Below are 25,516 nucleotides of genomic sequence, written 5' to 3'. Positions count from 1 at the left end.
ATTTTTAAACAGATTGATATAATGCTAAATGATAATGGCACTAATGATATTGATAACCTTGCCAAACGTGCTGATTAACCGAATATATTTTAGCTTTACAAACAGTATTATTTTAGTTAACTCTTAAGCATGGTTCGTTGGGGAATAATAGGCTGCGGGCGCATTGCACACCGCTTTATACAGGGCTTGAAAGCGGTACCTGAAGCTGCGTACGCCGGGGCCTGGTCGAGAAGGCCTGAAACAGTGAAGGATTTTACCAGCCAGTACGGCGGATATGCCTTTAGCAGCCTTGAGGATTTGCTGGCCGCTGATGATATTGATGCCGTTTACCTTGCTACGCTGCCCGATAGCCACAAACAATATAGTATTGCCGCGCTGCAGGCCGGTAAACATGTGTTGTGCGAAAAGCCGGCCGCCTTAAATGTAACCGAACTGGAGGAAATATTAACTGTAGCCCGGCAACACCACCGGCTGTTTATGGAGGGCATGAAACCGCCTTTCTTTCCCTTATATCAAAAGTTGAAAGCGCATTTACTAACCGATGGCATTGGTAAAATCGGCTATGTGCGGGCCGGCTCGGCGGTGGCCGATCTCTCACGCGACCATCCCAATTTCAGCTATGAACTGGCTGGCGGAAGTTTAACCTCTATCGGCATTTACGAGGCCTTTTTGGCGCTCGACTGGCTGGGCCCGCTGCTTGATCTGCAAACACTCGGGCGCTTTGAGGGTACGCCGGTTGATATTTTCTCCATATTTCAAAGCCGGCACCAGGATGGCTTCGCGCAGCTGTATTGCGGGTTAGACATCCACGGCTACGGCGACGCACTGATTGCCGGTACGCTCGGCCGAATACTGATCCACAAAAACTGGTGGAACCCGGCCAAAGCCACTATTGATTATGTAGATGGGCGAACCATAGAACTGGATGAACCTTTTGCGCATGGCGGATTAAACTATGAGTTGTTGCATTTTTGCCAATTGATCGCAGAAGGCAAAATAGAAAGCCCAATTATTACACATGATTTTTCGCGTCAAATGCTGGGTATGATTGATCAGGCACGTTATCAGGTAGGCTTATATTATAAAGGGGAAACCCCACCTAACCCTCCCCAGGGAAAGGGCTTTGGTAAATTATAAATTCAACTCTGCTGATCAAAGCCCTCCCCCTCGGGGAGGGTTGGGTGGGGTGTGGCTCTGTCGCCCTCCTGTACCAGATAAGCAAATTTCTCCCAGAAACCATCTTTAGGCAGCGGCGCTAAAATATCTACCGGCTCATTTTTTACCGGGTGAATGAATTGCAGGCGCCGGGCGTGCAGGGATATGCTTCTGCGCTGGCTGCCACGCGGATAACCATATTTATTATCGCCTACAATAGGGCAATTCAGGGTAGCTAATTGTACCCTTATCTGATGCGGCCTTCCGGTAATCGGGTTCACCTGTATCAGGTAATAACCGTTTAACTCGCCCACCAGACGGTAATGTAATTCCGACCGCAGGCTGCCCTGCACTTCATGCCCATGTGCCTTGGTTACATTCTTTTGCGGGTTTTTTACCAGCCAGTGCACCAGGTTACCATAAGGCGGCTCGGGGCGGTTACGTACTACCGCATAGTAGGTTTTGCGGATATGCCGGGCTTTAAACAGCTCGTTCATCCGCTCCAGCGCCTTGCTGGTTTTGGCGAATAATATCACGCCGCTCACCGGGCGGTCCAGCCGGTGTACTACGCCCAAAAAAGCACCGTTAGGCTTGTTGTATTTTTGTGCGATATAGCGCTTTACCTTCTCATCCAGCGGCTCATCGCCGGTTTCATCTACCTGCACAATATCACCGGCACGTTTGTTCACGGCAATGAGGTGGTTGTCTTCGAAGAGGATGTCGCTATCTGTAATGTTCATAGTTGATGGTTCATTGTTCATGGTAAGGTAGATTGACGATTACAAGGAGTTACGAAGAGCAGTAATCTTTTTTGTTAAAACCTCGTATTTGTCATACAGGTTTTTAAAATCTTCCTCCGAAATATAAGTTCTCTTTCTTGCTATAAACAGGCAGCTTACCACCTCAATGGAAGACCTAAGTGAGTAATTTAGAAAATTAATAAAAACTGGTTTGGTTTGACCTGTACAGCCCTCGGCTATGTTTAATACTACGGAATCAGCAGCCCTCTTGATTTGTGAAGTAAGCACAAATAATTCATCTTTCGGAAATGCCTTGGTCAACTGGTTTATCTGTTCATTGAGTTCAAGCGCACTCTGCCATACTTGTAAATCTTCAAACCTGAATGCCATTTAAAATCTTTATATTTTCAACCATGAACTATTAACTATCAACCATGAACTGTATTAGTACTGCTCTTTCTCGTTAGGAAAATCTTTATTCTTTACATCGTTCACATAGTGGGTAATCGCATCACTCATCACCTCATGCAAATTGGCATATTGGCGCAGAAAGCGGGGCTTAAATTCTTTGTTGATGCCCAGCATATCATGTACCACTAATACCTGCCCGTCGCAATGCGGACCGGCGCCAATGCCAATGGTGGGGATATGCAGGTTAGCGGATACTTCGGCGGCCAGGGCGGCAGGTATTTTTTCCAGCACTACGGCAAAGCAGCCTAAGTCTTGTAATTTTTGTGCGTCATCCTTCAGCTTCTGCGCTTCGGCCTCCTGCTTGGCACGTACCGAATAGGTGCCGAATTTATAGATGGATTGCGGGGTAAGCCCTAAATGCCCGCAAACTGGAATACCGGCGGTAAGGATACGGCTGATGGACTCCGAAATCTCCACGCCGCCTTCCAGCTTCACCGCATGGGCACCCGACTCCTTCATGATGCGGATAGCCGAACTCAGCGCTTCTTTGGAGTTGCCCTGATAGGAGCCGAAAGGTAAATCCACCACCACCAGCGCCCGGCTGGCGGCACGTACTACGGATGAGGCGTGGTAAATCATTTGGTCTAAGGTGATGGGCAGCGTGGTTTCATGTCCGGCCATTACGTTGGAAGCCGAATCGCCTACCAAAATTACATCTATACCCGCACCGTCAACAATGGCCGCCATGGAGTAATCATAAGCGGTAAGCATCGAAATTTTTTCGCCCCGGTTCTTCATTTCCTGAATAATGTGGGTGGTTACACGCTTAATCTCTTTGTTAACAGACATGGCTTTGTTGCTTTTTGCCCCAAATGTAGGTACTGCGGCGGTTAACCGCACCATAGCCCCGCTTTTTTGTGTGTGTGATATGTGTAATTTTGGCTGTTTTGACGGATAAATGTTGTCCCTTTTGGATTGGTCGATATTGACCTGCTGTATCTGGTGAAATCAGCTATATTTACAATGGTGAGGAGATAGAGGGTGGTATAGATAAAGGCAGTTGCATTAGTAAGCTGAAAGCTTACAGGAAATGGTAAGTCTAAGTTATGCTGCACTAAACTTAGACCAGTAGGGGGTTGAGATTTATAAATGGACGTCTAATAAATCCTGGAGGATCTCTCGGACGCAATATTGGAAACGAAGTAGATGCTTATAGAACTCAATATTCCCTTAACGGTACTTTTCCTGGCCGTGCGTCTAATGTAAATGAAATTAGTTCTGATGCAGTATATAACATTCGAGACGATGATCAAAAAGCAGTATATCAACCTTAATATGAAAAAGATTAACAATCACCTTCTGCTTATTCTTTCCATAGTGTTCATGTCACTTGAAGGAAATGCACAAACTATGAATAAGACCTATAACATAAAAGATGTCATAGGTCGATACCAATCAAAGGATGGGTTGCAGTTTGTTATTAAAAATGATAGTTCGTTTTATATACTGAAAAGGCATAACAAAGCATTTGATGCTGTGTCACCTAGTTGCGATACAATGGCAAAAGGAACATGGCATCCTTTTTCCGGGTTTGCCCTTAAACTATCCAATGATAAATCTTTTGGTAGTATCCTATCTAATGTGTCACAGGAAACTAAAGGGTCAAAAGATAGTATTTATATAAAGATAGATTTACCTAAAGACGATGCATTTGCTTCAGGTAGATTCAAATATCAAATTACGGTTGCAGGTAAAATTGATTTCCTTGAATCAATTAGTGCTACCATAGCTCTTGAAAAAAAGAAGCTATTTGAAAGCGGCGATTTATATTATAATCTAGGCCTGACAATTCAGGACCTATCGCCGCTCAATTGCAAATTGAACGGTAAATGTTATCAACGAATATATTTCAACGTTTTTGAGGACTATAAGTTGAATACAACATCAAATTACTTTACCATAAAGCTTCCACAGTTCAACGATTGCTTTGTCGAACGTGCTGATGTTGATAACCAACTGCTTGTAATTGATAAAAATAAAGTGCACTGGCAGGATGTTGACTTTTTGAAGGTTAAATAAGACCCCTTTCGCTGGCGCGAGTTTGCAACTCGTGTCTTCATCTGCCAAAATTATTAATGGCAGCTTAATCATAATAAAGCACGAGTTACAAACTCGCGCCAGCATGGAGGGCAGTAGTTGCAAAGGTAAGCTGGAAGCTTACAGCATAGTAGGTCTAAGTTGCGCTACGCTAAACTTAGACCAGTGTAAAGGGGAGAAATCAGCTATATTTACAATGGTGAGGAGATAGAGGGTGGTATAGATAAAGGCAGTTGCATTAGTAAGCTGAAAGCTTACAGGAAATGGTAAGTCTAAGTTATGCTGCACTAAACTTAGACCAGTAGGTGCAGTTGCATTAGTAAGCTAAAAACTTGCAAGATAGCCGGTCTAAGTTGCGCTGCGCTAAACTTAGACAAGTGTGAGGCGACATGTTTTAATCAGAGTGTTAAACAATAATATTAATATAATCTTAAATAATGCAAAGTAAATTACTCACCATCGTATTCATTCTTAGTTGTAGTCTAAGTTACTCACAAGAGTTAATCAAACCAGATTCAACAATATATTATATAAATAATCTGAATGAAAATTCATGTTCAAGATTGAATGGGACCTATGCTACATCATTCGTATTAGACAATAATGCTAAACGTATCATAGGAATAAACGATAACCAAAAAATAACAAAATTAATTGCCAATTTAAAAGTGCCTGATAAATTTAATGCAATTAATTATATTCTAAACCAGTTGATTAAGCCAAAAAATCAATCAGATTCATGTGATTGTTATATTCCTTCTTTAACTAAACCAAAAGTAGCTACAGATAAACCAATTTCAATTATAGATTCCAGTTTAAACTTGTATTCGAACTTTTTAAAACATCCAAGTGCAAATTATGTGAATTGCATTTATAACTATTGGGTCAGTCAAATAAATATTAAATAGTAATTAAACCCCCTCACTGGTTTAAGTCTTCCGCAGGATGACTGAAATCCAAATATACACCCAGCACTCTGTGCGTCATATAGCACGAAATTACCATAGTAGCCCCTTTCGCTGGCGCGAGTTTGCAACTCGTGTCTTCATCTGCCAAAATTATTAATGGCAGCTTAATCATAATAAAGCACGAGTTACAAACTCGCGCCAGCATGGAGGGCAGTAGTTGCAAAGGTAAGCTGGAAGCTTACAGCATAGTAGGTCTAAGTTGCGCTACGCTAAACTTAAACCAGTGTAAAGAGTAGGGTTACACGCTTAATTTCCTTGTTTACCGGCATGGCTTTATTGCTTTTTGCCCCAAATGTAGGTACTGCGGCGGTTAACCGCACCATAGCCCCGCTTTTTTGTGTGTGTGATATGTGTAATTTTGGCTGTTTTGACGGATAAATGTTGTCCCTTTTGGATTGGTCGATATTGACCTGCTGTATCTGGTGAAATCAGCTATATTTACAATGGTGAGGAGATAGAGGGTGGTATAGATAAAGGCAGTTGCATTAGTAAGCTGAAAGCTTACAGGAAAGGGTAAGTCTAAGTTATGCTGCACTAAACTTAGACCAGTAGGGTGATATACAAGCTGCGCAGTATTTTAACACCTCAAGAAATGTTATTTTAGCAGGAAAAGGGGGTAGAGGTTGGTTTGATCAATTTGGTAATTATGGTAGGTTACGGTAAGGTCACATTGGTAAGTGTATTTATGATATTGTGTTCCTGTTTGAACGTAAGTAACAAGCAGATTATTTTAAGTAGTGCAGCTCGTTTTAAATCAGCAGATGTCGTAGCAGACAGATTTGCACTGTCATTAATACAAAGCAAAGATTTACAAAGTATAAGCGGCGATGGAAGTATAATATTAGTAAAAATTAATTTGGATAGTATAAGCTGTTCTAAATGTTTGATAGCTACTTGTATGTTATCTTCAAAAATTGACTCAGATGACATTTTACCAAATTATATTAGTGAAACGCTTATAAACCATAAGCGTGTAGTTAAAATTTTCTATAATTTTTCAACGACAAATTCGCCTGTTGTTAGGTCGCTATTGAAGAATAAGCAACTGTATATAAAAACAGATAAAGATCAAAAATTTAAATTTTCGTTGATGTTTAAAGAATATCCGGTCTGGTCTGCTTGTATTTCAAAACAAGGTGATATAACAAAAGTTATAAACTCTGTTTTTTTAAGTAAACAAAACATCAAGGAACAGCTTTGTGGAGATTAATATTCAAGATATTCAAAGTATTCTTAACTCTTTTAGCACGCGATGCTCATAATTGTTTTTACTATTCCAAACACTTATTAGAGTCTATTACTATAAAGTTAATAATATGTTACTGATTCTTTTAAGATAGGAAAAGAATGCCTTTTAAAGGCAACAACTACGTGTATGAACTCCGGGACAACGTAGGAAGTGTAAGAGGGTGATTGCAAGGAACAAGCGTGCAGATGGCAGCATAGATGTATTGACGTACAGCGACTATTATCCTTTTGGCTCAATGGCAAGAAACGGGGGCAACGGCCACCGCTACGAGTACCAGGGGGCCTGTGCGGAGAAAGACCCGGTCACTGGGTACAATAACTTTGACCTTCGGATGTCCGATGGCAAAATCGGTAGGTTGCTCATCACTATTTAAAAGGTACTCTTTTTACTGAAAGGAGTTACTCATCTGAAAGAGTGGCAGGTACATAGAAATGAGTATGATGCCTACGACGAGACCTAAAAAGATAATAATAAGCGGCTCCATCATAGAGCTGAGAGTAGAGGTTTGGTGCTCCACCTCATCGACATACTGCTGCGATAGCCGGGCAAAGAAGTCCTCCAACTTACCCGTTTCCTCACCCACCTTGACCAGCTGCACCAGCTTAGCCGGGTAAACCTTAAAGCGGCCCAGGCTCTGATGCAGGCTCTTGCCTTGCATAATGTCCTCCTCCACCTGCCCGAGCGTGTGCTCTAGCGGATAAAAGCTGATCATTTGCCGGATCAGCGCAATGGCCCGGAGCAGCGGCAGCCTAGCGCTGATTAATAACCGTAGTGCATTACACAGCCGGGCCAGATAGATCTTCTGTACCAATGAGCCCACCACCGGCAGGCGCAGTACCACGGCTGAAGCCACCCTGCGGAACTGCACTCCCTTGCGTAAACTGTACAATGCGCCAACGATCACTGCAATAACCAGAAAGAAAGGCAGGAAGTAACGCTCCATCCCCTGCGAGATGCGGATGATCTGCTCGGTGACCCAGGGCAGGTGCCCGCCAAAGCGTTTGAACACATCGCCAAACATGGGCACGATATACTTGAGCATAAACACCACCGCCCCTAAGGAAGTAGCCATCACGATGCAGGGATAGGTAAGTGCCGAGATGATCTTGCGCCGCTGTTTGATCTTGGCCTGATAGTATTTTGCCAGATCCTGCAGCACCTCAATGAGCTTCCCTGTTTCCTCCCCGATCTGCAAACTGAACACCTCATACAGGGAGAACCGTCCGCTCTGCTGCAAAGCCTGCGAAAAGGTTGTACCGCTAAGCACCGTCTGCTGTACTTGTTCAAACAGGGCCTTGTCTTTTCCCTTGTGCTGATCATCCGCCATCACCAGTTCAAAGCTGCTTTTCAGGTTCACCCCGGCCTGTAAGAGCGTGCTTAGCTCCAGGTACAGGTATTCCTTCTTCTTATCGCTCAGCTGCCCCGAGCCAAAGCTGATGTCGCGGTTGAGCAGGGCCAACAGGCCGCCTTCCTGTGTTCCTGTGTTGCGCTTTGCCGGTAATGATTTATTACTCGCTTGCGCTGCCTTTGTTGCAGCAGCAGGCCCTTTCTTGGGTTCGTATTGTCTTAGATCAATAGAAGGCATGCGGATCGGCGTTAAGCAGGGTTTGGGCGCTGTATTGCTTATGGTAATGATACGGAAAAGTTTGCTTCTGGTAAAGTACCTGAAAAGAGAGGTCATCCATGCGGGTGCCATCAGCAGTGCTATCCACCGGTGGCTGATCTGCTCCCACTTCATCTTCTACAACTTTACCCTCGAAGGCGGCTTTCACCTGGCTTAGTTCTAAACGGAAAGTATCAGTAAGTCCTGCATCCGTGCGCAGCACCTGCCCCGGTGCAAAGCGGTAGGTGACGGCCTTACTGCTGTCAGTTAAGGTGTAGGTTTCCCCATTTGTGCTGACCTGCTCCGAGCGGCTAAAGTCCTCTCTCCACTGGTCTAAGTTTAGTATAGCGTAACTTAGACCTGCCCAGACTAAATGAGGCAGCTGCGCAGTAAGCACTATGTTACCAAGTGAAAATACATGATTACTCATCAGCAGTTTTATAGGTCAGTTCTTAAAGCGGCTAAACCTCCGTACGCACTAATCAATTATCAGCGCAAACCGATATACGGATGATAGAATTACTGCTTTTTCTGTTCCATTATTCGATTGAATGTGTACTTTTGCGGCGTGAATTCAGCCTTTTGTAGCTTCAATTGTACTGATTTATTTCACGGCGCTCCACAATTGGCCGACCGGCTTTCTGTTTTTCCTTTTAATTTTTTTGCAAAATGACCAACTACACCAAACTACCGGCGGTATTGCTGCTGGCCGACGGCACTGTATTTCATGGCAAGGCGGCCGGTAAGATAGGCACCACCACCGGCGAAATCTGCTTTAATACCGGCATGACCGGTTACCAGGAGGTATTTACTGATCCTTCTTACTATGGGCAGATCATGGTAACCACCAACGCCCACATTGGTAACTATGGTATTGCAAAGGATGAAAATGAATCGGGCCATATCCAGATATCGGGTTTGGTTTGCAAGAATTACAACATTGCCTACAGCCGCAAACAGGCCGATGAGTCGATACAGGATTATTTCCAGGAGCAGAATATTGTTTGCATCTCTGATATTGATACCCGCCAGCTGGTACGCCACATCCGCGATAAGGGGGCGATGAATGCTATCATTTCATCTGAAACCATAGATATTGAGGAATTGAAGCGAAAACTGGCCGCTGTACCTTCTATGGACGGGCTGGAATTGTCTTCTGTGGTGTCTACAACAGAAACCTACACTTTTGGTAACGAGGATGCACCCTACCGCGTAGCCGTGCTGGATTTAGGCGTAAAGAAAAACATCCTGCGCAATTTTGATGACCGCCAGGTGTATGCTAAAGTATACCCGGCTAAAACCACCTTCACAGAAATGGAGCGTGATTTTGCGCCCGATGGCTACTTTATTTCCAACGGCCCCGGCGACCCATCGGCTATGCCTTACGCTATTGATACAGTAAAAGAGATTTTAGGGGCCGATAAGCCGATGTTCGGTATCTGCCTGGGGCACCAGTTATTGGCCTTAGCTAATGATATCCCCACCAAAAAGATGTTCACCGGGCATCGCGGCCTCAACCATCCGGTTAAGAATGTGATTAAAGACCACTGTGAGGTTACCTCTCAAAATCACGGCTTCGGTGTGGTGCAGGATGCCGTTCGCGCTTCTGACAAGGTAGAGATTACCCACGTAAACCTGAACGATCAATCGATTGAAGGCATACGGGTGAAAGATAAAAAAGCCTTTTCGGTACAATATCACCCCGAATCCTCTCCCGGCCCGCACGACAGCCGGTATCTGTTTGACGATTTTATCGAGTTGATGAAGAAATAGTTGTAAAAGCGGGGCCTTGGTTCCGCTTTTTTGTTGCAGTTGGTTTAAAAGACTGCTGTCTTTTAAAATCAGCACTGACAGGATGTTGTCAGTGTTCACAAGTGTTCACAAGTGTTCACACTGTTCACGCACCCGTGAACGTGAACACTTGTGTGTTCGGTTTTAAGGCTGTTAAACTTCCGGTGAGCCGTTACCGACCTTATTTTTAGTGGACTAACTAACATCAGCACCGGATGGACAAATACGAACACTATTTCGCTTTTATGGGCTGATTATACGTAATAAAAAAGCTTTTAATCGCAATCTACCAGCCCGCAGTGCTCAGAAACCAGTTCAGGTTCAAAGGTGCAGTGGCCGATGGAGAGGTGTTCCAGCCGGTGGCGCAAATCATGTTTAATACTATCAAAAGTTGAAAAATTGGCGGCATTTACTACAATGTGCGCGGTTAGCGCATTTTCGGTGGTGCTTAGTGCCCATACATGAATATGGTGCACATCATGTACGCCTTCAGCTTTCAACAGTTCGGTGCGTATATCATCCACATTAATATCCTCAGGTACGCCATCCATTTCCAGCCGGATGCTTTTCATGAGCAGGTTCCAGGTGCCGGTGATGATAACCAGCACAATAACCAGGCTCACGGCGCTGTCCAGCCAGTACCAATGGGTAAAATAGATCATCATACCAGAAATCACTACGCCTAAAGACACCAGCGCATCAACCGCCATGTGCAGGTAAGCGCCTTTAACATTTAAATCTTTATCCTTGTCGCGCATAAACAGCCACGCTGTAAAGCCGTTAATGGCAATCCCTATACAGGCAACCCAGGCTACTGTACCCCCGGCTACCTGTTCGGGGTGCATAAAGCGGATCACGGCCTCATACGCAATTATAGCAACGGCCGCCAGCAGGATAACCGCATTAAGCAGCGATACCACAATGGTAGAGCGTTTATAACCATACGTATATTGCCGGGTGGCTTTTACCCTGGTGAGTTTAAAGGCCAGTAAGGCCAGCGCCAAACTGGCTACATCGCTCAGGTTATGCCCGGCATCAGTTAGCAGCGAGAGGGAGTGGCTCCAGAAACCTACAATGGCTTCTATCACCACAAACAAGGAGTTAAGCACAATGCCGCCTATAAAGGCCGTATTCAGGTGATCGAGCTTGAGCGTGTGATCATGTTGATGGCCGGCATGGGAATGGTTGTGACCTGTTGACATACTGCAAATTTAACGAAATTATGCGCTATTGATGGTGGTATGGCTCGCCTTTCATGATGGTAAAGGCCCGGTACAGCTGTTCGGCAAAAAACAGCCGCACCATCTGGTGCGAAAACGTCATCCGCGAAAGCGACAGCTTATCATTTGCCCGCTGGTATACCGATGCATCAAACCCATACGGGCCGCCAACCACAAACACCATGTGCTGAATGCCGCTTATATTTTTTTTATCCAGGAACGACGCAAATTGTGTTGAAGTAAACTCCTGGCCGTTTTCATCCAGCAGTACAACGTAGTCAGTTGTAATAATTCTTTTTAAAATCAGCTCTGCTTCTTTTGCTTTTTGCTGCTCCTGGCTCAAGGCTTTGGTGTTTTTGAGTTCGGGCAGGTCGATGATGTCTAAACGGGTGTAATGCTTCAGGCGCTTCAGGTATTTTTCGATGCCTTCCTTCAGATAGGTATCTTCGGTTTTGCCTACGGTGAGCAGGGTAATCTTCATGCCTGCAAATTAAAGCATTGCTAATGTAATAGAATCTGATACTTCATGATAATACTGCAAGCAAAAGCATTGTACTTATTTTGTTTCAAACATCAGTGTTTCTTTATTGTTACCGGTGCTTCTTTAAGTTTTCAATAAAATTAAGTACGTTTGGACAAACATGAATAAAACTTACTCAATTAAACGATGAAGGTATTTGTAAAGAAATCTATTGAGCAGCTTACGGCCAATACAGACGGCGAGGGTAGCCTTAAGCGAACGCTTGGTGTAGGCAGCCTTATAGCTTTAGGTATCGGCGCGATTATAGGTGCCGGGTTATTTGTAAGAACCGCCGCTGCCGCCGGTGAGCATGCCGGTGCGGCCGTAACGCTGTCATTTATAGTAGCCGCCATCGGCTGCGCTTTTGCGGGCCTGTGTTATGCCGAATTTGCTTCCATTATCCCGATTGCAGGCAGCGCTTACACCTATGCCTATGCTACCATGGGCGAAATTGTGGCCTGGGTTATTGGCTGGGCGCTTATACTTGAATACGCCCTTGGGGCGGCTACTGTTTCCATTAGCTGGAGCGAGTATGCTAATAAACTGCTTGGCGGTAAAATACCGTATGAGTGGTGCCACTCGCCAATGGAATCTGTTTTACAGAACGGCCACAGCGTACATGGCATAGCCAACTTGCCGGCCTTGCTTATCCTGGTTGTTCTTTCATTATTATTAATTAAAGGCACGCAAGAATCAGCTTTGGTAAACGGTATTATTGTGTTTATCAAAGTAGCCATTGTATTGGTGTTTATTGCTATTGGCTGGCAGTTTATCAACCCGGCTAACCATAACCCTTACATCATCCCGGCCAACGCACCTGCTGTTAAACTCCAGGATGGCTCCACTTATTCATACGTACCATTCTTTAATCACGGCTGGGGAGGTATCATCAGCGGTGCGGGCGTGGTGTTCTTTGCCTTTATCGGCTTTGATGCCGTTTCTACAGCTGCACAGGAAGCCAAAAATCCAAAACGCGACATGCCCATTGGTATCTTAGGTTCATTAGTCGTATGTACTATCCTGTATATCCTGTTCTCATGGGTACTCACAGGCGTAGCTCCTTATCAGGATTTTATGAAATCGGGTAAGGAAGCCTCAGTAGCCTATGCTATCAGCAATTATATGCCCGGTTATGGTTGGCTGTCAACATTGGTAACGGTTGCTATTCTGGCCGGCTTCTCATCAGTAATCTTGGTAATGCTGATGGGCCAGTCCCGTGTGTTCTACACCATGTCAACAGACGGCCTTCTGCCAAAGGTATTCAGTGATTTGCACCCTAAATTTAGCACGCCTTATAAAAGTAACCTGATCTTGTTTATTTTCGTGGGCGCCTTTGCGGCATTTGTTCCGGGCAGCGTTGCCGGGGATCTTACTTCTATCGGCACCTTGTTTGCCTTTATACTGGTTTGCGTAGGTGTTATTATCCTGCGTAAAAAATCTCCCGACCTGGTACGTCCGTTCAAAACCCCGTTAGTGCCATTGGTTCCTGTATTGGGTATTATTGTGTGCGCCGGTATGATTGTGGGGTTACCAACCGAAACGCTGTTGAGCGCTTTGGTATGGATGATTATTGGCTTGGCTATCTATTTTGGTTATAGCCGCAAAAACAGCAAGTTAGGCGCATTTGCCGATGTGCTGCCAACTGCTACTGATTTTGAAAAGCGTTAAAGCATATTAACTGTCTCATAAAAAAGGTTCTGCACTGCAGAACCTTTTTTATTTACATTGCTTTGTAGTACACTGCCAGCCGATGAAGATTGATAAAAATTTATGGATACTCATTTTTATTTGTGTAATTAACTCACTTGGGTTTGGCATCATTGTACCGCTGCTCTATTCATACGGAAAAAAATTTGGCATCAACGAGCAGACGGTAGGTGTCCTCACTGCATCTTTTTCCATTGCCCAGTTCTTTGCCACACCGTTGTTAGGGGCGCTTTCTGACAAGTGGGGCCGCAAGCCGGTGCTGGTGATCAGCCTCATAGGTACCTGCGCTTCATTTGTTATGTTCGGTGCTGCCCGGAGCGTAATTATGCTGTTTGCCGCCCGTATTTTAGACGGCCTTACCGGCGGCAATATTTCGGTAGCCCAGGCCATGATATCTGACACTTCGGATAATAAAGACCGTGCTAAAAAGTTCGGACTTTTAAGTTCAGCCTTTGGTTTTGGCTTCGTTATCGGCCCAGCCTTAGGTGGCTTGCTAAGTAAGTTCGGTTTGCAGTTCCCTTTCTACTTTGCCGCAGGTATTGCATTGTTAGGAGCCCTGGCAGCAGCGTTTTTGCTGAAGGAAACCAATACCAAGAGCGATAAGGAGAAGAAAGATGCCAAACCGTTTATTTTCTCTTCCATCATAACTGCGTTAAAGATGCCGGTAATTGGCACAGCCGTTTTTATTGGCTTTATACTTACCATGGCCCAGTTTGTAATGATTATCGGTTTCCAAACCTTTAGTGTGGATAAACTGAAGTTGGAGCCAACCACCATCGGTTTGCTGTATGCCGGCTTTGGGGTAACCGGCATACTGATGCAACTATGTGTGCCACTGTTCGAAAAGATATTCCCTTCGAAGGCGGTCATTCTCTTATGGTCAACAGTACTGTGTCTGGGTGCTATGGTACTGGCCGGTTTCATGACTGCCTTATTTACCTTTATAGTCTGCATTTATGTGTACGGCCTGTTCAACGGCCTGCGCAACCCTATGCTTAACGCCATCATCGCTAATCATAATGATGAAGAGCGACAAGGGGAGATTTTAGGGGTAAACCAATCTTATGCTTCCATCGGTCAAACTTTAGGACCTATAGCCGCCGGTTTAATAACAGCCGTTTCTATTCATGCCGTATTCTTTTTATCGGCGCTGCTTATACTCATCGGTTTTTTACTTACTTTTCGCTTGAAAAGAAAAGAACAGCAAAACGCCTGACCTATGCTACAATCTTTTGACGCCCGGCAGATACTGTCTGTCACCATGATTTTATTCGCCATTATTGATATACTTGGCGCTATCCCGGTCATTATTCAACTGCGGCAACGGGCCGGCGGGCATATCGAATCAGAAAAGGCTTCTGTTACCGTACTGGTGTTGATGGTAGGTTTCCTGTTTGCAGGTAACGGGTTGCTGGCTATTATTGGTCTGGATATTGCCTCTTTCGCCATTGCCGGCTCCTTGGTCATCTTCTTTATTGCGATGGAAATGATATTGGGTATACGATTATTCAATGAAGAGAATGACGTGCCGCAAACCGTTTCTATCGTACCATTGGCTTTTCCACTGATTGCCGGCGCCGGTACCATGACTACGCTGCTCTCACTAAAATCGGAGTATGCGACGCAGAATATCATTGTAGGCATCGTTTTCAATACGCTGTTTGTTTACTTTGTACTCAAAAATGTTGGGCATTTAGAAAAGCTTTTAGGCAAAACCGGGGTAGGTGTATTGCGAAAAGCGTTTGGAGTAATATTGCTAGCCATTGCCATTAAATTGTTCAGAAGCAATACAGGTTTATAAATAACAAAAGGTCAGCTATATAATAGCTGACCTTTTGTTATTTATCTGAAAAATGCTGAATGCTTATACTGCGTTTTTAACCTTGATTGCGTTTAAGCCTTTTGGCCCCTGTTCCACTTCAAAAGACACCTTTTGATTCTCTTTTATCGGGTTCATTAAGCCGTTGATGTGCACAAAAATGCTATCCTGCGTTTGCAGGTCTCTGATGAAGCCGTAACCCTTCGATTCGTTAAAAAAGGTAACAATACCGTTTCTCACAACATCCATCGGTATATCCTCTTGCTTAGGCACACCGATCTGAATGCTTTCTACCGCAACCTTTTTACGTTTGGCAGGATCAGGAGGGGTTGAGCTAATGTTGCCATCCTCATCGATGTAAGCCATCATATCATCAAGGCTTTTGCCCTTATCTGAGTTGGCTTTACGGTCTTCGGCCTTGCTTTTTTTGTCTTGTTGTTTTCTGAGTTTTTTCTTCTCGCGTTCTTTTTTACTAAATGTTTCTGTTGATTTACCCATTATAAAATTTAAAGTATTGCTTGTAACAGTATAAAATTACCAATAATTGTGCATTTATACTAATTTATTGTTTCTGTTAGCACAATAATGACACTTGTGCTTACAGTAATCATAAGGTTTCCATTAAATTAAATACGGGCTGTTGCCCGTATTTAATCAACCTTTCTTCTTCGGGGCTTTTGGTACTTTATCCCCGTCTTTACGCGCTTCAGAAAGGCCAATGGCTATAGCTTGCTTAGGGTTGGTTACCTTCTTGCCGCTGGTACCACTTTTCAGTTTACCTTCCTTCATTAAATGCATTTCCTCGTGCACCTTTTCCTGTGCTTTTTCTGAATACTTTGCCATGGTATGTTGATTTATATAGTAAATGATTTTTATAGATAACAATTTTTACAACAGGTGGTTCTAAATTGCTGCTTTTTCTAATGCCTCTATATCGCCACTATTAATCAACTTCAGATGCCGGGTAATGGTTTCGGCACTCCAGTTCCACCAAGCAATTCGTAGCAGGCGTTCAATCGTATCATCATCAAAGCGTTTACGGACAATACGGGCCGGGTTGCCGCCTGCAATGGCATAATCAGGCACATCCCTAGTTACTACTGCCTTAGCGCCTATCACCGCGCCGCTGCCAATATGCACGCCAGGCATTATGGTAGCGCCATAACCCAGCCATACATCGTTGCCAATTACAGTATTGCCTTTGTTTGGATACTTGTTCCCTATATTTATTCCTTCATTAATGTGTTCCCACCCATTGCCGAAAATGGCAAACGGAAAAGTGGAGATCGGGGTAAGCTCATGATTTGCACCATTCATAATAAATTCTACGCCAGATGCAATTGCACAAAAGCGGCCAATAATGAGCTTATCTCCAATAAATTCAAAATGATAGCGCACATTGCGTTCAAAGTTCTGCGGGTCATCAAAATCATCATAGTAGGTATAGTCGCCCACTTCAATGTTAGGATGAGTAATTAAGTTTTTCAGAAAAACCATTTTCCGGTAAAGTGGCAAAGGATAAAGCACTCCGGGATGAGGGCCGTTCAGCATACAAGACATATAAAGTAATAATAATGGAAATGGATAATCAGGTGAGCATATCCTCAACTCAATTTAACGGCCTGCAGGGCTAAAACAATAACCAAAAACGAAACGAATTTGATTGAGCAGGCCAGTTATATTACCATTGGAGTAAGTATTATCTTTAGGATGAACAAAAGTAAATGTTTTTTGAATGCGTAGCAAACCTGTAGTTTTGCAATGCTAAAGAAATATACTATGACTGCTGTTTCAGAAACCGACCTGATTTTAAATGATGATGGTAGTGTCTATCATCTCAACCTTTTGCCTCATGAAGTAGCAGATACCATTATCACTGTGGGCGATCAGGACCGCGTGGCAGAAGTAAGCAAGTATTTTGATGCAGTTGAGTTTAAAAAAGGCAAGCGTGAGTTTGTTACTCACACCGGCCGCATCGGCTCCAAACGCATTACAGTTATCTCAACAGGAATAGGAACTGATAATGTAGATATAGTTTTAAATGAACTGGATGCGCTGGTAAACGTAGATTTAGCTACACGTACCGTAAATGCGCATCCTAAACAGCTGAATATTATCCGTATTGGTACCTCCGGCACGGTTCAACCTGATATACCGGTAGACAGCCTGCTGATTTCAGAAGCTGCCATAGGTTTGGATGCCCTGATGCATTATTATCATCAGCAGGCATCACCACAGAATAAAGCGCTGTTAAACGCCTTTAAAGATGCTTTACCTGCCAACGTTGCCCCGTTGCCCTATGTAACTGAAGCGGATGCTGCTTTGCTTGCATTCTTTGGGCGCGGGCATACTCATGGTATTACGGTTACCGCACCAGGCTTTTATGCACCACAAGGGCGGCAGGTACGGGCCGTTACTGCATGGCCGCAACTATTACCTGTTTTACAGAGCTTTAATTACCAAAGCAGGCGAATTACTAATATAGAAATGGAAACTGCAGGCATTTATGGCCTGGCAACGGCTTTGGGCCACAGGCCTGTATCGTGCAACGTGATACTCGCTAACCGCATTAACCAGGTATTTAGCAAGCAGCCTTTGCGTGTTATGGATAACTACATAAGGCAAATATTAGAGCGCCTGCAAGATGTTGATTGAATGGGCCAAACATAACGCCTTGTGCAGCGTTTAGCCATAATATCTGCACATTTTACAGAAATCACTTATGGTATTTACACGTGTACAATTGCCTTTCTATGCAAGGCTGACGCTAACCCTGTTAGGCGTTATCGCTTTAGGTTTCCTGATCATTGAGGGAAAAGAATTTCTTGATCCCCTGATGTTTGGTTTCCTGTTTGCCATATTGTTACTTCCTGTATGCAATTTTTTTGAGCAAAAGTTGCGCCTACCGCGCAGTGCCGCATCTTTTGTGGCTATAATACTGCTCATTACTTTTGTGGGTTCGATATTGTACCTGGTAGGCTCCCAAATTGGCAATCTGGCTAATGACTGGCCGCAGTTACAAGCGCAGGTGCGCGAGTCATCTGTTCAGTTACAAGATTGGATATCTGATACTTTCCATGTAACCAGGGGCAGCCAGAATACTTACATGCACAGCACTACCAGCAAAATACTGGAAAAAGGTACTGCCGTAGTAGGAACTACTTTTGGTGCAGTTTCGGGCTTGGCCCTGTTTTTCGTTTTCATCATGATTTTTACCTTCCTCATCTTAATCTACCGCAGGTTGTTGTTCCGTTTTGTACTGGCTGTCTGCACAGATGAGTACGAGTCAGTAGTGTATGACATCATGGAAAACGTGCAGAAAATATTGCGTCAGTATATATTGGGTTTGTTATTGGAAATGTTGATTGTATCAGGTGTAGCTTGTTTAATTTTCTGGCTGCTTGGTATCAAGTATGCTATATTGCTGGGCATCATAACAGGCATATTCAATATAATTCCTTATATCGGTATATTTACGGCTTTATTGTTGAGTACTGCTATTACATTTGCCACAGGTATGCTTACAAAAGCCTTGTTTGTAGCTATTACAGTAATTGCTATTCACTTAATAGATTCAAACGTGGTATTGCCCATTGTGGTAGGCTCAAAAGTAAGATTAAATGCGCTGATCACTTTCCTGGGTATTGTGTTAGGCGAAGCCATCTGGGGCTTGTCGGGCATGTTTCTGTCTATTCCCACCATTGCCATCCTAAAGATCGTTTTTGACCGCATTCAAGACTTAAAACCCTGGGGCTTCCTGATGGGTGGCAGCTACGAATATGAAAATTCCCCGGCACAAAAAGAGCTTAAAACCGAATAGGAACAGGTAATATACCAAAGAGGGATTAAATAACTTCAGCTACAGTAAAAGTGCTGCCGCCGATGAAAATCAAATCATTGGGGGCAGCATTTTTTTTTGCTGCACTCAGAGCGGCGGTTACACTGAGGTAGGTAGTTCCGGTTAGTTCAAAATCAGCGGCTTGCCGGGATAGTTCATCTGCATCTAACCCTCGGGGCAAATCAGGCTTGCAAAAATAGTAAGCAGCGTTCTTAGGGAGTAATTTAAGCACCTTGCTTAAATCTTTGTCGTTTACCATACCTATTACCATGTGCAGGTGATGGTAAGGTGTAGCATGAATATTCTTTACCGCCTCGGCAATACCTTCAGGGTTATGGCCGGTATCACATATAATAAGCGGCTGTGTGCCAATGGTTTGCCAGCGGCCCTGCAGGCCGGTAAGTTGCTGTACCTGTTGCAAGGCGGTAGCTACGTGTTCGTTGGTAATCTTATACCCCTGTTGCCTTAACTGCGTTACAGCGCATAACACGGTTTTCAGGTTTTTAAGCTGATAACTGCCTGTTAAATCAAGTTGCAAATGGTAGTGTTGTGCGGGTTGATAATGAACAGAAGCCACCTCAACTTCCAGTAAGTCTTGCTCTTTTTCTGCGTGTTTAATTTTCAATTTTGAATTACCTACTTCCCATTCCTGTTCGGCAAATACCAGCGGCGCTTGCATTTCTGCTGCCTTTTGTGAGAATAAAAAGGCAATATCCGGCTGATATTCGCCTATAATCGCCGGTATTAGGCGTTTAATGATGCCCGCTTTCTCCTGTGCGATCTCCTGCAGCGTATTACCCAGCAAATTCATGTGGTCCCAACCGATGTTAGTAATGATGGAAAGCAACGGCGAAATGATGTTGGTAGAATCCAGCCGACCGCCCAGGCCTACTTCTATAACTGCAATATCAACATGCTCTTTAGCGAAGGTGTCAAAGGCCAGTGCTACCGTCATTTCAAAAAATGAAGGTTCTATCTGCTCAAAATATCTTTGGTGGCTGGCTACAAAATCTACTACCCGCTGCTCGCTTATCATTTGGCCGTTGATACGGATGCGTTCCCGAAAATCGCGCAGGTGAGGGGAGGTATACAAGCCGGTTTTGTAACCGGCAATTTGTAATATAGCGGCCAGCATATGCGAGGTTGAACCCTTGCCATTAGTGCCGCCCACATGGATACTTTTAAACTGCTGCTGCGGATTACCCATTAAATTGCACAGGGCAATGGTATTGGTTAAGTCCTTTTTAAATGCCGAACTGCCCACGCGTGTAAACATGGGTAACTGGCTGTAAAGGTAGTTGAGCGTTTCGGCGTAATTCATGATTATGAGCCGTAAATATACAGAGCGCGTTATTGCGTTTTAAAACGAAATACCATTTTGCCGCGTTGTTGGTCGGGCGCGTTTTCTGAAGCAGAGAACCTGAGTTTTTTAGCAGCATCCTCGCATTTTTGTATAATGGATGCGCTGGAAACCGTGGTACCCCGGCCAGCCTGCGCATAACTCACGCTGCCATCCTTATACACAATAATATCTACTACTACAATGCCCTGTACGCTACGGTCAACCGTAAGCGTGGGCTTGTATACGTTGGTGCGGTTGGGTAAACTAACCGAACTGCCATCGCCGCCACCGCCGCCCTTGCCATAATCAGGCGTAAGCGTAGAGCCGTTAGGGTCGCCCTGGTTGCCGGGCTTGTTCCCGGTGCCGTCGCCTTCGCCGGTGCCATTGTTGGTTTTACCTTTATACAAGGCGTTTTGGTTAACGGCAGGTTTAGCCTGTACAGGCTTAGTGGGCGTATTGGTGGCTATGGTTTGGCTGGGCTTTTTACTGGTGGCAGCCACTTCGGGTGCATCTTCCGTGTTTTGGGTTACCACGTTTTTTTCACTGCGCTCAGTTTGTGCCGGCTGCTCGGTTGGTGGAGTAGGCGTTACTTTGTCGGGCTTACTGTGGTTCGCATTCTCCGCTACCGATGGTTCCTCGGTGCTCATGTAATCATCACCCATGCCTTCATCTACCGTACCGTAATTTACTAAAATACCGCCGGTACCTTCCTGCTCTTTAACAGGCGCTTTAAACACCAAAAAATAGCTCAGCGCCATCACCAGGCCCAATATAACACTGGTAGCTAAAAACGCTTTCGGATAGTTATTTTCCTGCTGGCGGTAGTTCATATTTATTTGGGTTCAGTAGCCAATACCAGTTTAATGTTCAGTTTTTGTGCCGTATCCATAATCTGCACTACGTTCTGTATAGCCACCGTACGGTCTACATACAACACGATAGTAAGCTCCGTAGCCAGCGATTTATAGCTGGCCAGTGTACTGGGTAAATCTGCTTCGGTTACTTCTTTTTTATCTACGTAATACTTTAACTCCTTGGTAACTGATACGGTAATCGTCTTTTTAGATACTGATTGCCCGGAAGATGATTTAGGCAACATCAGCTTAATCACGTTAGGGTTGGTAACCGTAGAGGCAATCAGGAAAAACAATAGCAGGAAAAACATGATGTCGTTCATAGCCGAAGTATGCACTTCGGCACCCGGACGCCCTTTTCTTCTTCTCAGGTTCATACGGTAGCAGGTTCTTCTAACAGATCAATAAACTCCACGGCATCGGTTTCCAGTTTGAGAATTACCTTGTCTACCATGATATTAAGTATATGGTAACATACATAGGCTACGATACCCACAAACAAACCGGCAGCAGAGGTCACCATCTTTACATATAAACCGCCCGAAATTACACCCATACTGATGTTATCGGTTTTAGAGATGTCATAAAATATCTTAATTACCCCGGCAATGGTACCCAAAAAACCGAACATAGGGGCGATGCCGGCCACAATACCGATAATACCGATGTTGCGCTCCAGTTTAGCTACTTCCAGCTTGCCTACGTTTTCGATGGCGCCTTCAATATCTTTAATAGGGCGGCCAATGCGGGTTAAGCCTTTTTGCAGCATACGGCCCAGCGGCGAATCGCTGTTGCGGGCTAATGCAATGGCCGAATCCAGTTTGCCTGCCATAATGCTGCCGCGCACCTGCTGCATCAGGCTCGATTCATTTTTAGCAGCTTTGCGTATGGTAAAAAAGCGCTCGAAAAATATAACCAGCCCCAAAACGGCCAGTATGCCGATGGGTACCATTACCCAGCCGCCTTTGATCAGCAGGTCGCCAAAGCGCAGGTCCTGGTCTTGTATGGCTGTAGTTGCGGCTGTAGCGGCATGGTTTGCGGTATCGGCAAGTTGCTTTGCGGTATCAGTAATTTGAGCAAGAATCATCATTTAGTTTGTCTTTTTTGGTCGTAATACGTAAGCGCCTTTAATCGCTTTGTTTGCGGTTTGTAGTTCATGCAGCTTTGTGGCTGCGGCTGCATAAGTGGTAAATGTGCCCTGCGTAAGCTTAACCCAGCGGCCGGGGCGGTTTTCAAACACCCAGGCTACCAAGCCCTGCTTACGGTAGTTGGCAATCTGCTGCTTAGCCATTTTGAGGTTGCCAAAGGCGCCCGCCATAATCTGGTACTTAGAAGCAGCATCTGCAGGTGCTGCAGGCTGGTCTGTTTGTGCCGATACATCAGCCATGGCCGAATCTTTAACCGTAGGTTGCTTAGTTACCGGTTGTATTGTAGGTATAGCAGCGGCTACAGCTGCAGAGTCTTTAACCGGTGCAACGGTATCGGGTTTAACAGTTGCTGCAGCAGTAGTTTCAACGGGTGCTTCAACCGGCACAACGGCCTTAGCGTTATCATTTATTTCTGCCGAAGGCGTGCCTTTGCGTGAAAACAGTGCAGGTTTGTACTGGTATAATGCCAGCAATATAATAGCGGCTACTGTAATAATTACCAATACCAGTACCCAAGGGTTAAAGCCTGTTTTAGGCTCAGTATATTCCTCCGTAATTTCTTCTGCTGCCGGTTGCTGAACTTTAGCGGTTTTAGCCGGTTTTGCCGTTACGGGCGCTTCTTTATGCAGAGTAAGCACTTCAGGGAACATTGCCAGCTCCGGGGTGGGCGCCGGTACTTCGGGCGTGGCATCCATCGTTACAGCAGGCAGTGCTTCTACCGTTTGCGGTATATTTTGGGCGCCCGAAAGTTGCTCCCATATTTTATTTACCGAAAGTGCGGGTAGCCCAAAGTATTCCTGCTCATAGGTGTTAGCAGCAGCATTAGGCCTGAAACTGAGCTTATTGTTTTGTAACTGCATCCAGCCTAACTGACTCAGTTGCACCTCGGCAGTTGCACTCTGCAATTTTATGTTGTTCGCAAATTTTTCAACAAAGTAAGTAGCCGAAGCTACCGAGATATTTTTTTTGCTGCTGATGTAGCGTGCCAGCGTATCATCATCAGAGAATTGCTCTTGAAAATGGGTTTCATAGTGAGGCGGCAGGAAAAGATTGTTTTTCTCGTGGTAACTGCCATCTTTACGTACCTGACTGAATATGCCTAAGCCGGGTATGCTAAGTTTTTCCTGTTGCTGCAGCAGTTCAGTAATGTAAAGCGCTAAATCCATTTGAGGCTAAAATAATTAAAAGCAGGCGGTTTGCAAAATTGATTAGAACCGGTAGCCTACACCACCAAATATATTAAATCCGTAGTTAGGATAGTACAGCCATGTTTGGTAATCGGTGTTCAGTATATTATTGGCCTGCAAGAACAGATTGAACTGCTTATTAACCTTGTATTGCACACCTGCACTTAAATCTGCAAAGGAATTGATGCTGGTACCCCTGTAAACTGTACCGGCAACCGCACCGACATAAGGATAGGGATCCTGAACGCTGCCACGGATGAGCAGCGAGCCATTGATATCAACCTTATTGCTGATGTGAATAGCCGTACCTGCTGTTAACAGAAATTTAGGCAGGTTCCAGGGCTGTGCCTCTGAAGCCAGTGAGTAATCTTTAAATTCTACCCGGCCAAAAAGGTCAAAACCATCAGATGCCTTGTAATCCAGTTCGCCGGTAAAGCCGGTGATACGGGCGCGGCCGCCATCATAAATTACACGGTACGAATTGTTGAAAGGCGTTTGGCTGAAATTGCTCACCAGCAGCGGCAGGTTTTTTACGCTGTTACGAAAAACAGAGGCTTTAAAGCCCAGCCCGGCAATAATAGTACCCTTTACTCCAATGGTGAGATCCAGCTGATCGACCGAATTTTGTATATTAAGGTTCTTGCCTAAAAAAGGGTTAATTAAAGACAGGCCTTGTAACGAGGTTCTGTTCACATCGCCTTTAGCTTCCGCAAACAGGCGCACATAGTTGGGCACTACCTGTAACTCTAATCTGGCCGACGGGAACACATAAAATTTGGTGGCGTAGCCAAACTGATTGACCAGGTTTACACCTGCATCAATCTTATAATTCTCACCCTGAAACTTCAGGTAAGGGTTGAGCCGCAATAAGCTGTTATTCTGAGAATATAAGCTGTCGGTCTGCGAAGCAACATCAATAGAGCCGCTTAAGCCTGCATAAAACTGCTTAATGGTTTGGTTAATGAAGCCCGATACCACCAGGTTGTTCTCCCTTGCTTTAAAGGCATCGCTGAACAGATAGCCCTTTAGCTTCAAAGCGTACGTAAATGCACGGTCGGTGCTGTCCTGGTAGTTTTTAGCCAGTTCGCCTTCGGCACCAACCGTATTAAATTTTTGATGTGCCGGGTTGAAGGCTGTTAACGGCGGATTATTGGCATCGTAACCATAAAAATAATTGCTGCGGTAATTATAAGTAAGCTTTCCGCTTACTGTATTTCCGGTACCTATGCTTTTACCAAAAACCCCTACATCATTGCGAGATTCATTTTGCTTGTTCAGGCTGCCCTGCTGCGCAAAATGTTTTACGTAAGCGCCATATTGCAGGGCTTGGTCCTGACCGTTATTAAAATAACCTTCGGCATAAGTGGTTTTCAAACTGCCTAATCCTAACTTTACATAATTGTTCGAGGTAACGGTATCCCGCTCGTTAGCCAGTGGCAAAGCTACTAAAGGTTTAATTTCAGAGTCTTTTGAAAGCTTTTTATCCAGTGTAGTATAGGTAAGCGGTGCCTTGTAAGGGCTTACATCTTCGAGGTTTGGGTTGCGCCGTATTTTCACCGCATCAGCCAATACGGGTTTATAGGTAGTGGTTACCACAATTTCTTCAGACAGGCTGGTGTTGCTGTTAACCGGGGCCGGCAGGCTGCCTTTTCTTATTGTATCTACAGGTACCTTAACAGCAGCTTCACCAATCTTACGTGCCGCAGGCTTGCTTACCGGTTTGGCGGCCGGCCTGTGGGTAGTAGTACGTTTATTTTTAGCGGCCGTTTTGGACTGCTGCCTTACCTGTGCCCCGGCAGCAAGAGAGCAAAACGCAAAGGTTAACGTAAGCAGGTGTTGGCTGTAAGTCGTTAGTTTCATTGTTGCT

27 protein-coding genes are annotated in these 25,516 nt (G+C 44.7%); 11 read left to right on the top strand and 16 right to left on the bottom strand.

What is annotated here, in order from left to right; translation table 11 throughout:
* The first annotated feature begins 129 nt into the window (after positions 1 to 129).
* Positions 130 to 1,137: a Gfo/Idh/MocA family protein gene (locus ACY652_RS01675; RefSeq protein WP_462266189.1), complete on the top strand. Its 1,008-nt coding sequence runs from the start codon at positions 130 to 132 to the stop codon at positions 1,135 to 1,137.
* A 2-nt stretch (positions 1,138 to 1,139) separates the two neighbouring features.
* Here the strand turns inward: ACY652_RS01675 and ACY652_RS01670 are convergent, their stop codons facing one another.
* The 3 genes from ACY652_RS01670 to panB are packed head-to-tail and all read right to left on the bottom strand — an operon-like array spanning position 1,140 to position 3,155.
* Complete coding sequence (locus ACY652_RS01670; protein WP_462266187.1) at positions 1,140 to 1,895, bottom strand: RluA family pseudouridine synthase; 756 nt, start codon at positions 1,893 to 1,895, stop codon at positions 1,140 to 1,142.
* A gap of 39 nt (positions 1,896 to 1,934) precedes the next feature.
* On the bottom strand, positions 1,935 to 2,285 hold the full coding sequence (locus ACY652_RS01665; RefSeq protein ID WP_462266186.1) for a four helix bundle protein: 351 nt from the start codon (positions 2,283 to 2,285) through the stop codon (positions 1,935 to 1,937).
* 54 nt (positions 2,286 to 2,339) lie between these two features.
* Positions 2,340 to 3,155 (bottom strand): 3-methyl-2-oxobutanoate hydroxymethyltransferase, encoded by an 816-nt coding sequence (gene panB, locus ACY652_RS01660; RefSeq protein ID WP_462266185.1) that lies wholly within the window; start codon positions 3,153 to 3,155, stop codon positions 2,340 to 2,342.
* A 486-nt stretch (positions 3,156 to 3,641) separates the two neighbouring features.
* On the opposite strand from panB, the gene ACY652_RS01655 reads away from it, so the two are divergent.
* The 4 genes from ACY652_RS01655 to ACY652_RS01640 all read left to right on the top strand — a co-directional run bounded on the left by ACY652_RS01655 (position 3,642) and on the right by ACY652_RS01640 (position 6,993).
* On the top strand, positions 3,642 to 4,385 hold the full coding sequence (locus tag ACY652_RS01655; RefSeq protein ID WP_462266184.1) for a hypothetical protein: 744 nt from the start codon (positions 3,642 to 3,644) through the stop codon (positions 4,383 to 4,385).
* 455 nt (positions 4,386 to 4,840) lie between these two features.
* On the top strand, positions 4,841 to 5,311 hold the full coding sequence (locus ACY652_RS01650; protein ID WP_462266183.1) for a hypothetical protein: 471 nt from the start codon (positions 4,841 to 4,843) through the stop codon (positions 5,309 to 5,311).
* A 763-nt stretch (positions 5,312 to 6,074) separates the two neighbouring features.
* On the top strand, positions 6,075 to 6,581 hold the full coding sequence (locus tag ACY652_RS01645) for a hypothetical protein (RefSeq protein WP_462266182.1): 507 nt from the start codon (positions 6,075 to 6,077) through the stop codon (positions 6,579 to 6,581).
* 274 nt (positions 6,582 to 6,855) lie between these two features.
* Complete coding sequence (locus tag ACY652_RS01640) at positions 6,856 to 6,993, top strand: hypothetical protein (protein ID WP_462266181.1); 138 nt, start codon at positions 6,856 to 6,858, stop codon at positions 6,991 to 6,993.
* 12 nt (positions 6,994 to 7,005) lie between these two features.
* On the opposite strand, the gene ACY652_RS01635 is transcribed toward ACY652_RS01640, so the two are convergent.
* A complete protein-coding gene (locus tag ACY652_RS01635) occupies positions 7,006 to 8,205 on the bottom strand; it encodes a type II secretion system F family protein (protein ID WP_462266180.1) in 1,200 nt (399 codons plus the stop codon).
* Positions 8,192 to 8,653: a hypothetical protein gene (locus ACY652_RS01630; RefSeq protein ID WP_462266179.1), complete on the bottom strand. Its 462-nt coding sequence runs from the start codon at positions 8,651 to 8,653 to the stop codon at positions 8,192 to 8,194. Before ACY652_RS01630 ends, ACY652_RS01635 begins: the two co-directional genes overlap by 14 nt.
* 239 nt (positions 8,654 to 8,892) lie before the next feature.
* On the opposite strand from ACY652_RS01630, the gene carA reads away from it, so the two are divergent.
* A complete protein-coding gene (carA, locus tag ACY652_RS01625) occupies positions 8,893 to 9,996 on the top strand; it encodes a glutamine-hydrolyzing carbamoyl-phosphate synthase small subunit (protein WP_462266178.1) in 1,104 nt (367 codons plus the stop codon).
* 293 nt (positions 9,997 to 10,289) lie between these two features.
* Here carA and ACY652_RS01620 read toward each other — a convergent pair whose 3' ends face one another.
* A complete protein-coding gene (locus tag ACY652_RS01620; RefSeq protein ID WP_462266177.1) occupies positions 10,290 to 11,216 on the bottom strand; it encodes a cation diffusion facilitator family transporter in 927 nt (308 codons plus the stop codon).
* A 25-nt stretch (positions 11,217 to 11,241) separates the two neighbouring features.
* Positions 11,242 to 11,715, bottom strand: coding sequence for a 23S rRNA (pseudouridine(1915)-N(3))-methyltransferase RlmH (gene rlmH, locus ACY652_RS01615; RefSeq protein WP_462266176.1), 474 nt, complete (start codon positions 11,713 to 11,715; stop codon positions 11,242 to 11,244).
* Positions 11,716 to 11,901: 186 nt separating this feature from the next.
* Between rlmH and ACY652_RS01610 the strand changes: the two genes are divergently transcribed.
* The 3 genes from ACY652_RS01610 (at position 11,902) to ACY652_RS01600 (ending at position 15,262) form a co-directional block, all read left to right on the top strand.
* On the top strand, positions 11,902 to 13,422 hold the full coding sequence (locus ACY652_RS01610; protein ID WP_462266175.1) for an amino acid permease: 1,521 nt from the start codon (positions 11,902 to 11,904) through the stop codon (positions 13,420 to 13,422).
* 82 nt (positions 13,423 to 13,504) lie between these two features.
* Positions 13,505 to 14,677, top strand: a complete 1,173-nt coding sequence (locus ACY652_RS01605; protein WP_462266174.1) for an MFS transporter — start codon at positions 13,505 to 13,507, stop codon at positions 14,675 to 14,677.
* 3 nt (positions 14,678 to 14,680) lie between these two features.
* The gene (locus ACY652_RS01600; RefSeq protein ID WP_462266173.1) at positions 14,681 to 15,262 is read left to right on the top strand and encodes a MarC family protein; all 582 of its coding nucleotides are present in this window, start codon (positions 14,681 to 14,683) and stop codon (positions 15,260 to 15,262) included.
* 63 nt (positions 15,263 to 15,325) lie between these two features.
* Here ACY652_RS01600 and ACY652_RS01595 read toward each other — a convergent pair whose 3' ends face one another.
* The 3 genes from ACY652_RS01595 to ACY652_RS01585 form a co-directional block, all read right to left on the bottom strand.
* The gene (locus tag ACY652_RS01595; protein WP_462266172.1) at positions 15,326 to 15,778 is read right to left on the bottom strand and encodes a cold-shock protein; all 453 of its coding nucleotides are present in this window, start codon (positions 15,776 to 15,778) and stop codon (positions 15,326 to 15,328) included.
* A gap of 156 nt (positions 15,779 to 15,934) precedes the next feature.
* On the bottom strand, positions 15,935 to 16,123 hold the full coding sequence (locus tag ACY652_RS01590; protein ID WP_462266171.1) for a DUF6496 domain-containing protein: 189 nt from the start codon (positions 16,121 to 16,123) through the stop codon (positions 15,935 to 15,937).
* Between the two features lie 60 nt (positions 16,124 to 16,183).
* Positions 16,184 to 16,831, bottom strand: a complete 648-nt coding sequence (locus ACY652_RS01585; RefSeq protein WP_462266170.1) for a CatB-related O-acetyltransferase — start codon at positions 16,829 to 16,831, stop codon at positions 16,184 to 16,186.
* A gap of 228 nt (positions 16,832 to 17,059) precedes the next feature.
* Here ACY652_RS01585 and ACY652_RS01580 point away from each other — a divergent pair, with 228 nt between their 5' ends.
* Both ACY652_RS01580 and ACY652_RS01575 read left to right on the top strand, forming a co-directional pair.
* A complete protein-coding gene (locus ACY652_RS01580; RefSeq protein WP_462266169.1) occupies positions 17,060 to 17,935 on the top strand; it encodes a nucleoside phosphorylase in 876 nt (291 codons plus the stop codon).
* 67 nt (positions 17,936 to 18,002) lie between these two features.
* Positions 18,003 to 19,100, top strand: coding sequence for an AI-2E family transporter (locus ACY652_RS01575; RefSeq protein WP_462266168.1), 1,098 nt, complete (start codon positions 18,003 to 18,005; stop codon positions 19,098 to 19,100).
* 25 nt (positions 19,101 to 19,125) lie between these two features.
* Here the strand turns inward: ACY652_RS01575 and ACY652_RS01570 are convergent, their stop codons facing one another.
* The 6 genes from ACY652_RS01570 to ACY652_RS01545 are packed head-to-tail and all read right to left on the bottom strand — an operon-like array spanning position 19,126 to position 25,509.
* A complete protein-coding gene (locus tag ACY652_RS01570) occupies positions 19,126 to 20,439 on the bottom strand; it encodes a bifunctional folylpolyglutamate synthase/dihydrofolate synthase (RefSeq protein ID WP_462266167.1) in 1,314 nt (437 codons plus the stop codon).
* Positions 20,440 to 20,468: 29 nt separating this feature from the next.
* Entirely contained in the window at positions 20,469 to 21,290 is an 822-nt protein-coding gene (locus tag ACY652_RS01565; protein WP_462266166.1) for an energy transducer TonB, read from the bottom strand.
* 2 nt (positions 21,291 to 21,292) lie between these two features.
* Positions 21,293 to 21,691 (bottom strand): ExbD/TolR family protein, encoded by a 399-nt coding sequence (locus ACY652_RS01560; RefSeq protein ID WP_462266165.1) that lies wholly within the window; start codon positions 21,689 to 21,691, stop codon positions 21,293 to 21,295.
* A complete protein-coding gene (locus ACY652_RS01555; protein ID WP_462268202.1) occupies positions 21,688 to 22,401 on the bottom strand; it encodes a MotA/TolQ/ExbB proton channel family protein in 714 nt (237 codons plus the stop codon). The genes ACY652_RS01560 and ACY652_RS01555 overlap by 4 nt, the downstream gene beginning before the upstream one ends.
* Positions 22,402 to 22,404: 3 nt before the next feature.
* Entirely contained in the window at positions 22,405 to 23,628 is a 1,224-nt protein-coding gene (locus ACY652_RS01550; RefSeq protein ID WP_462266164.1) for an HU domain-containing protein, read from the bottom strand.
* A 42-nt stretch (positions 23,629 to 23,670) separates the two neighbouring features.
* Positions 23,671 to 25,509, bottom strand: coding sequence for a porin family protein (locus ACY652_RS01545; RefSeq protein ID WP_462266163.1), 1,839 nt, complete (start codon positions 25,507 to 25,509; stop codon positions 23,671 to 23,673).
* Positions 25,510 to 25,516 lie beyond the last annotated feature (7 nt).

This window comes from Mucilaginibacter sp. (assembly GCF_965200995.1).
In the GTDB taxonomy this organism is placed as follows: domain Bacteria; phylum Bacteroidota; class Bacteroidia; order Sphingobacteriales; family Sphingobacteriaceae; genus Mucilaginibacter.
Note: the sequence above shows the minus strand (reverse complement) of the source record. Positions and strands in the feature narration are given on the sequence as shown.

Bases quoted from the DNA above. Each gene is read 5' to 3' on its own strand.
- ACY652_RS01675 (WP_462266189.1), top strand. From the start codon at position 130: ATGGTTCGTTGGGGAATAATAGGCTGCGGGCGCATTGCACACCGCTTT.
- ACY652_RS01670 (WP_462266187.1), bottom strand. From the start codon at position 1,895: ATGAACATTACAGATAGCGACATCCTCTTCGAAGACAACCACCTCATT.
- ACY652_RS01665 (WP_462266186.1), bottom strand. From the start codon at position 2,285: ATGGCATTCAGGTTTGAAGATTTACAAGTATGGCAGAGTGCGCTTGAA.
- panB (WP_462266185.1), bottom strand. From the start codon at position 3,155: ATGTCTGTTAACAAAGAGATTAAGCGTGTAACCACCCACATTATTCAG.
- ACY652_RS01655 (WP_462266184.1), top strand. From the start codon at position 3,642: ATGAAAAAGATTAACAATCACCTTCTGCTTATTCTTTCCATAGTGTTC.
- ACY652_RS01650 (WP_462266183.1), top strand. From the start codon at position 4,841: ATGCAAAGTAAATTACTCACCATCGTATTCATTCTTAGTTGTAGTCTA.
- ACY652_RS01640 (WP_462266181.1), top strand. From the start codon at position 6,856: ATGGCAAGAAACGGGGGCAACGGCCACCGCTACGAGTACCAGGGGGCC.
- ACY652_RS01635 (WP_462266180.1), bottom strand. From the start codon at position 8,205: ATGCCTTCTATTGATCTAAGACAATACGAACCCAAGAAAGGGCCTGCT.
- ACY652_RS01630 (WP_462266179.1), bottom strand. From the start codon at position 8,653: ATGAGTAATCATGTATTTTCACTTGGTAACATAGTGCTTACTGCGCAG.
- carA (WP_462266178.1), top strand. From the start codon at position 8,893: ATGACCAACTACACCAAACTACCGGCGGTATTGCTGCTGGCCGACGGC.
- ACY652_RS01620 (WP_462266177.1), bottom strand. From the start codon at position 11,216: ATGTCAACAGGTCACAACCATTCCCATGCCGGCCATCAACATGATCAC.
- rlmH (WP_462266176.1), bottom strand. From the start codon at position 11,715: ATGAAGATTACCCTGCTCACCGTAGGCAAAACCGAAGATACCTATCTG.
- ACY652_RS01610 (WP_462266175.1), top strand. From the start codon at position 11,902: ATGAAGGTATTTGTAAAGAAATCTATTGAGCAGCTTACGGCCAATACA.
- ACY652_RS01605 (WP_462266174.1), top strand. From the start codon at position 13,505: ATGAAGATTGATAAAAATTTATGGATACTCATTTTTATTTGTGTAATT.
- ACY652_RS01600 (WP_462266173.1), top strand. From the start codon at position 14,681: ATGCTACAATCTTTTGACGCCCGGCAGATACTGTCTGTCACCATGATT.
- ACY652_RS01595 (WP_462266172.1), bottom strand. From the start codon at position 15,778: ATGGGTAAATCAACAGAAACATTTAGTAAAAAAGAACGCGAGAAGAAA.
- ACY652_RS01590 (WP_462266171.1), bottom strand. From the start codon at position 16,123: ATGGCAAAGTATTCAGAAAAAGCACAGGAAAAGGTGCACGAGGAAATG.
- ACY652_RS01585 (WP_462266170.1), bottom strand. From the start codon at position 16,831: ATGCTGAACGGCCCTCATCCCGGAGTGCTTTATCCTTTGCCACTTTAC.
- ACY652_RS01580 (WP_462266169.1), top strand. From the start codon at position 17,060: ATGACTGCTGTTTCAGAAACCGACCTGATTTTAAATGATGATGGTAGT.
- ACY652_RS01575 (WP_462266168.1), top strand. From the start codon at position 18,003: ATGGTATTTACACGTGTACAATTGCCTTTCTATGCAAGGCTGACGCTA.
- ACY652_RS01570 (WP_462266167.1), bottom strand. From the start codon at position 20,439: ATGAATTACGCCGAAACGCTCAACTACCTTTACAGCCAGTTACCCATG.
- ACY652_RS01565 (WP_462266166.1), bottom strand. From the start codon at position 21,290: ATGAACTACCGCCAGCAGGAAAATAACTATCCGAAAGCGTTTTTAGCT.
- ACY652_RS01560 (WP_462266165.1), bottom strand. From the start codon at position 21,691: ATGAACCTGAGAAGAAGAAAAGGGCGTCCGGGTGCCGAAGTGCATACT.
- ACY652_RS01555 (WP_462268202.1), bottom strand. From the start codon at position 22,401: ATGATTCTTGCTCAAATTACTGATACCGCAAAGCAACTTGCCGATACC.
- ACY652_RS01550 (WP_462266164.1), bottom strand. From the start codon at position 23,628: ATGGATTTAGCGCTTTACATTACTGAACTGCTGCAGCAACAGGAAAAA.
- ACY652_RS01545 (WP_462266163.1), bottom strand. From the start codon at position 25,509: ATGAAACTAACGACTTACAGCCAACACCTGCTTACGTTAACCTTTGCG.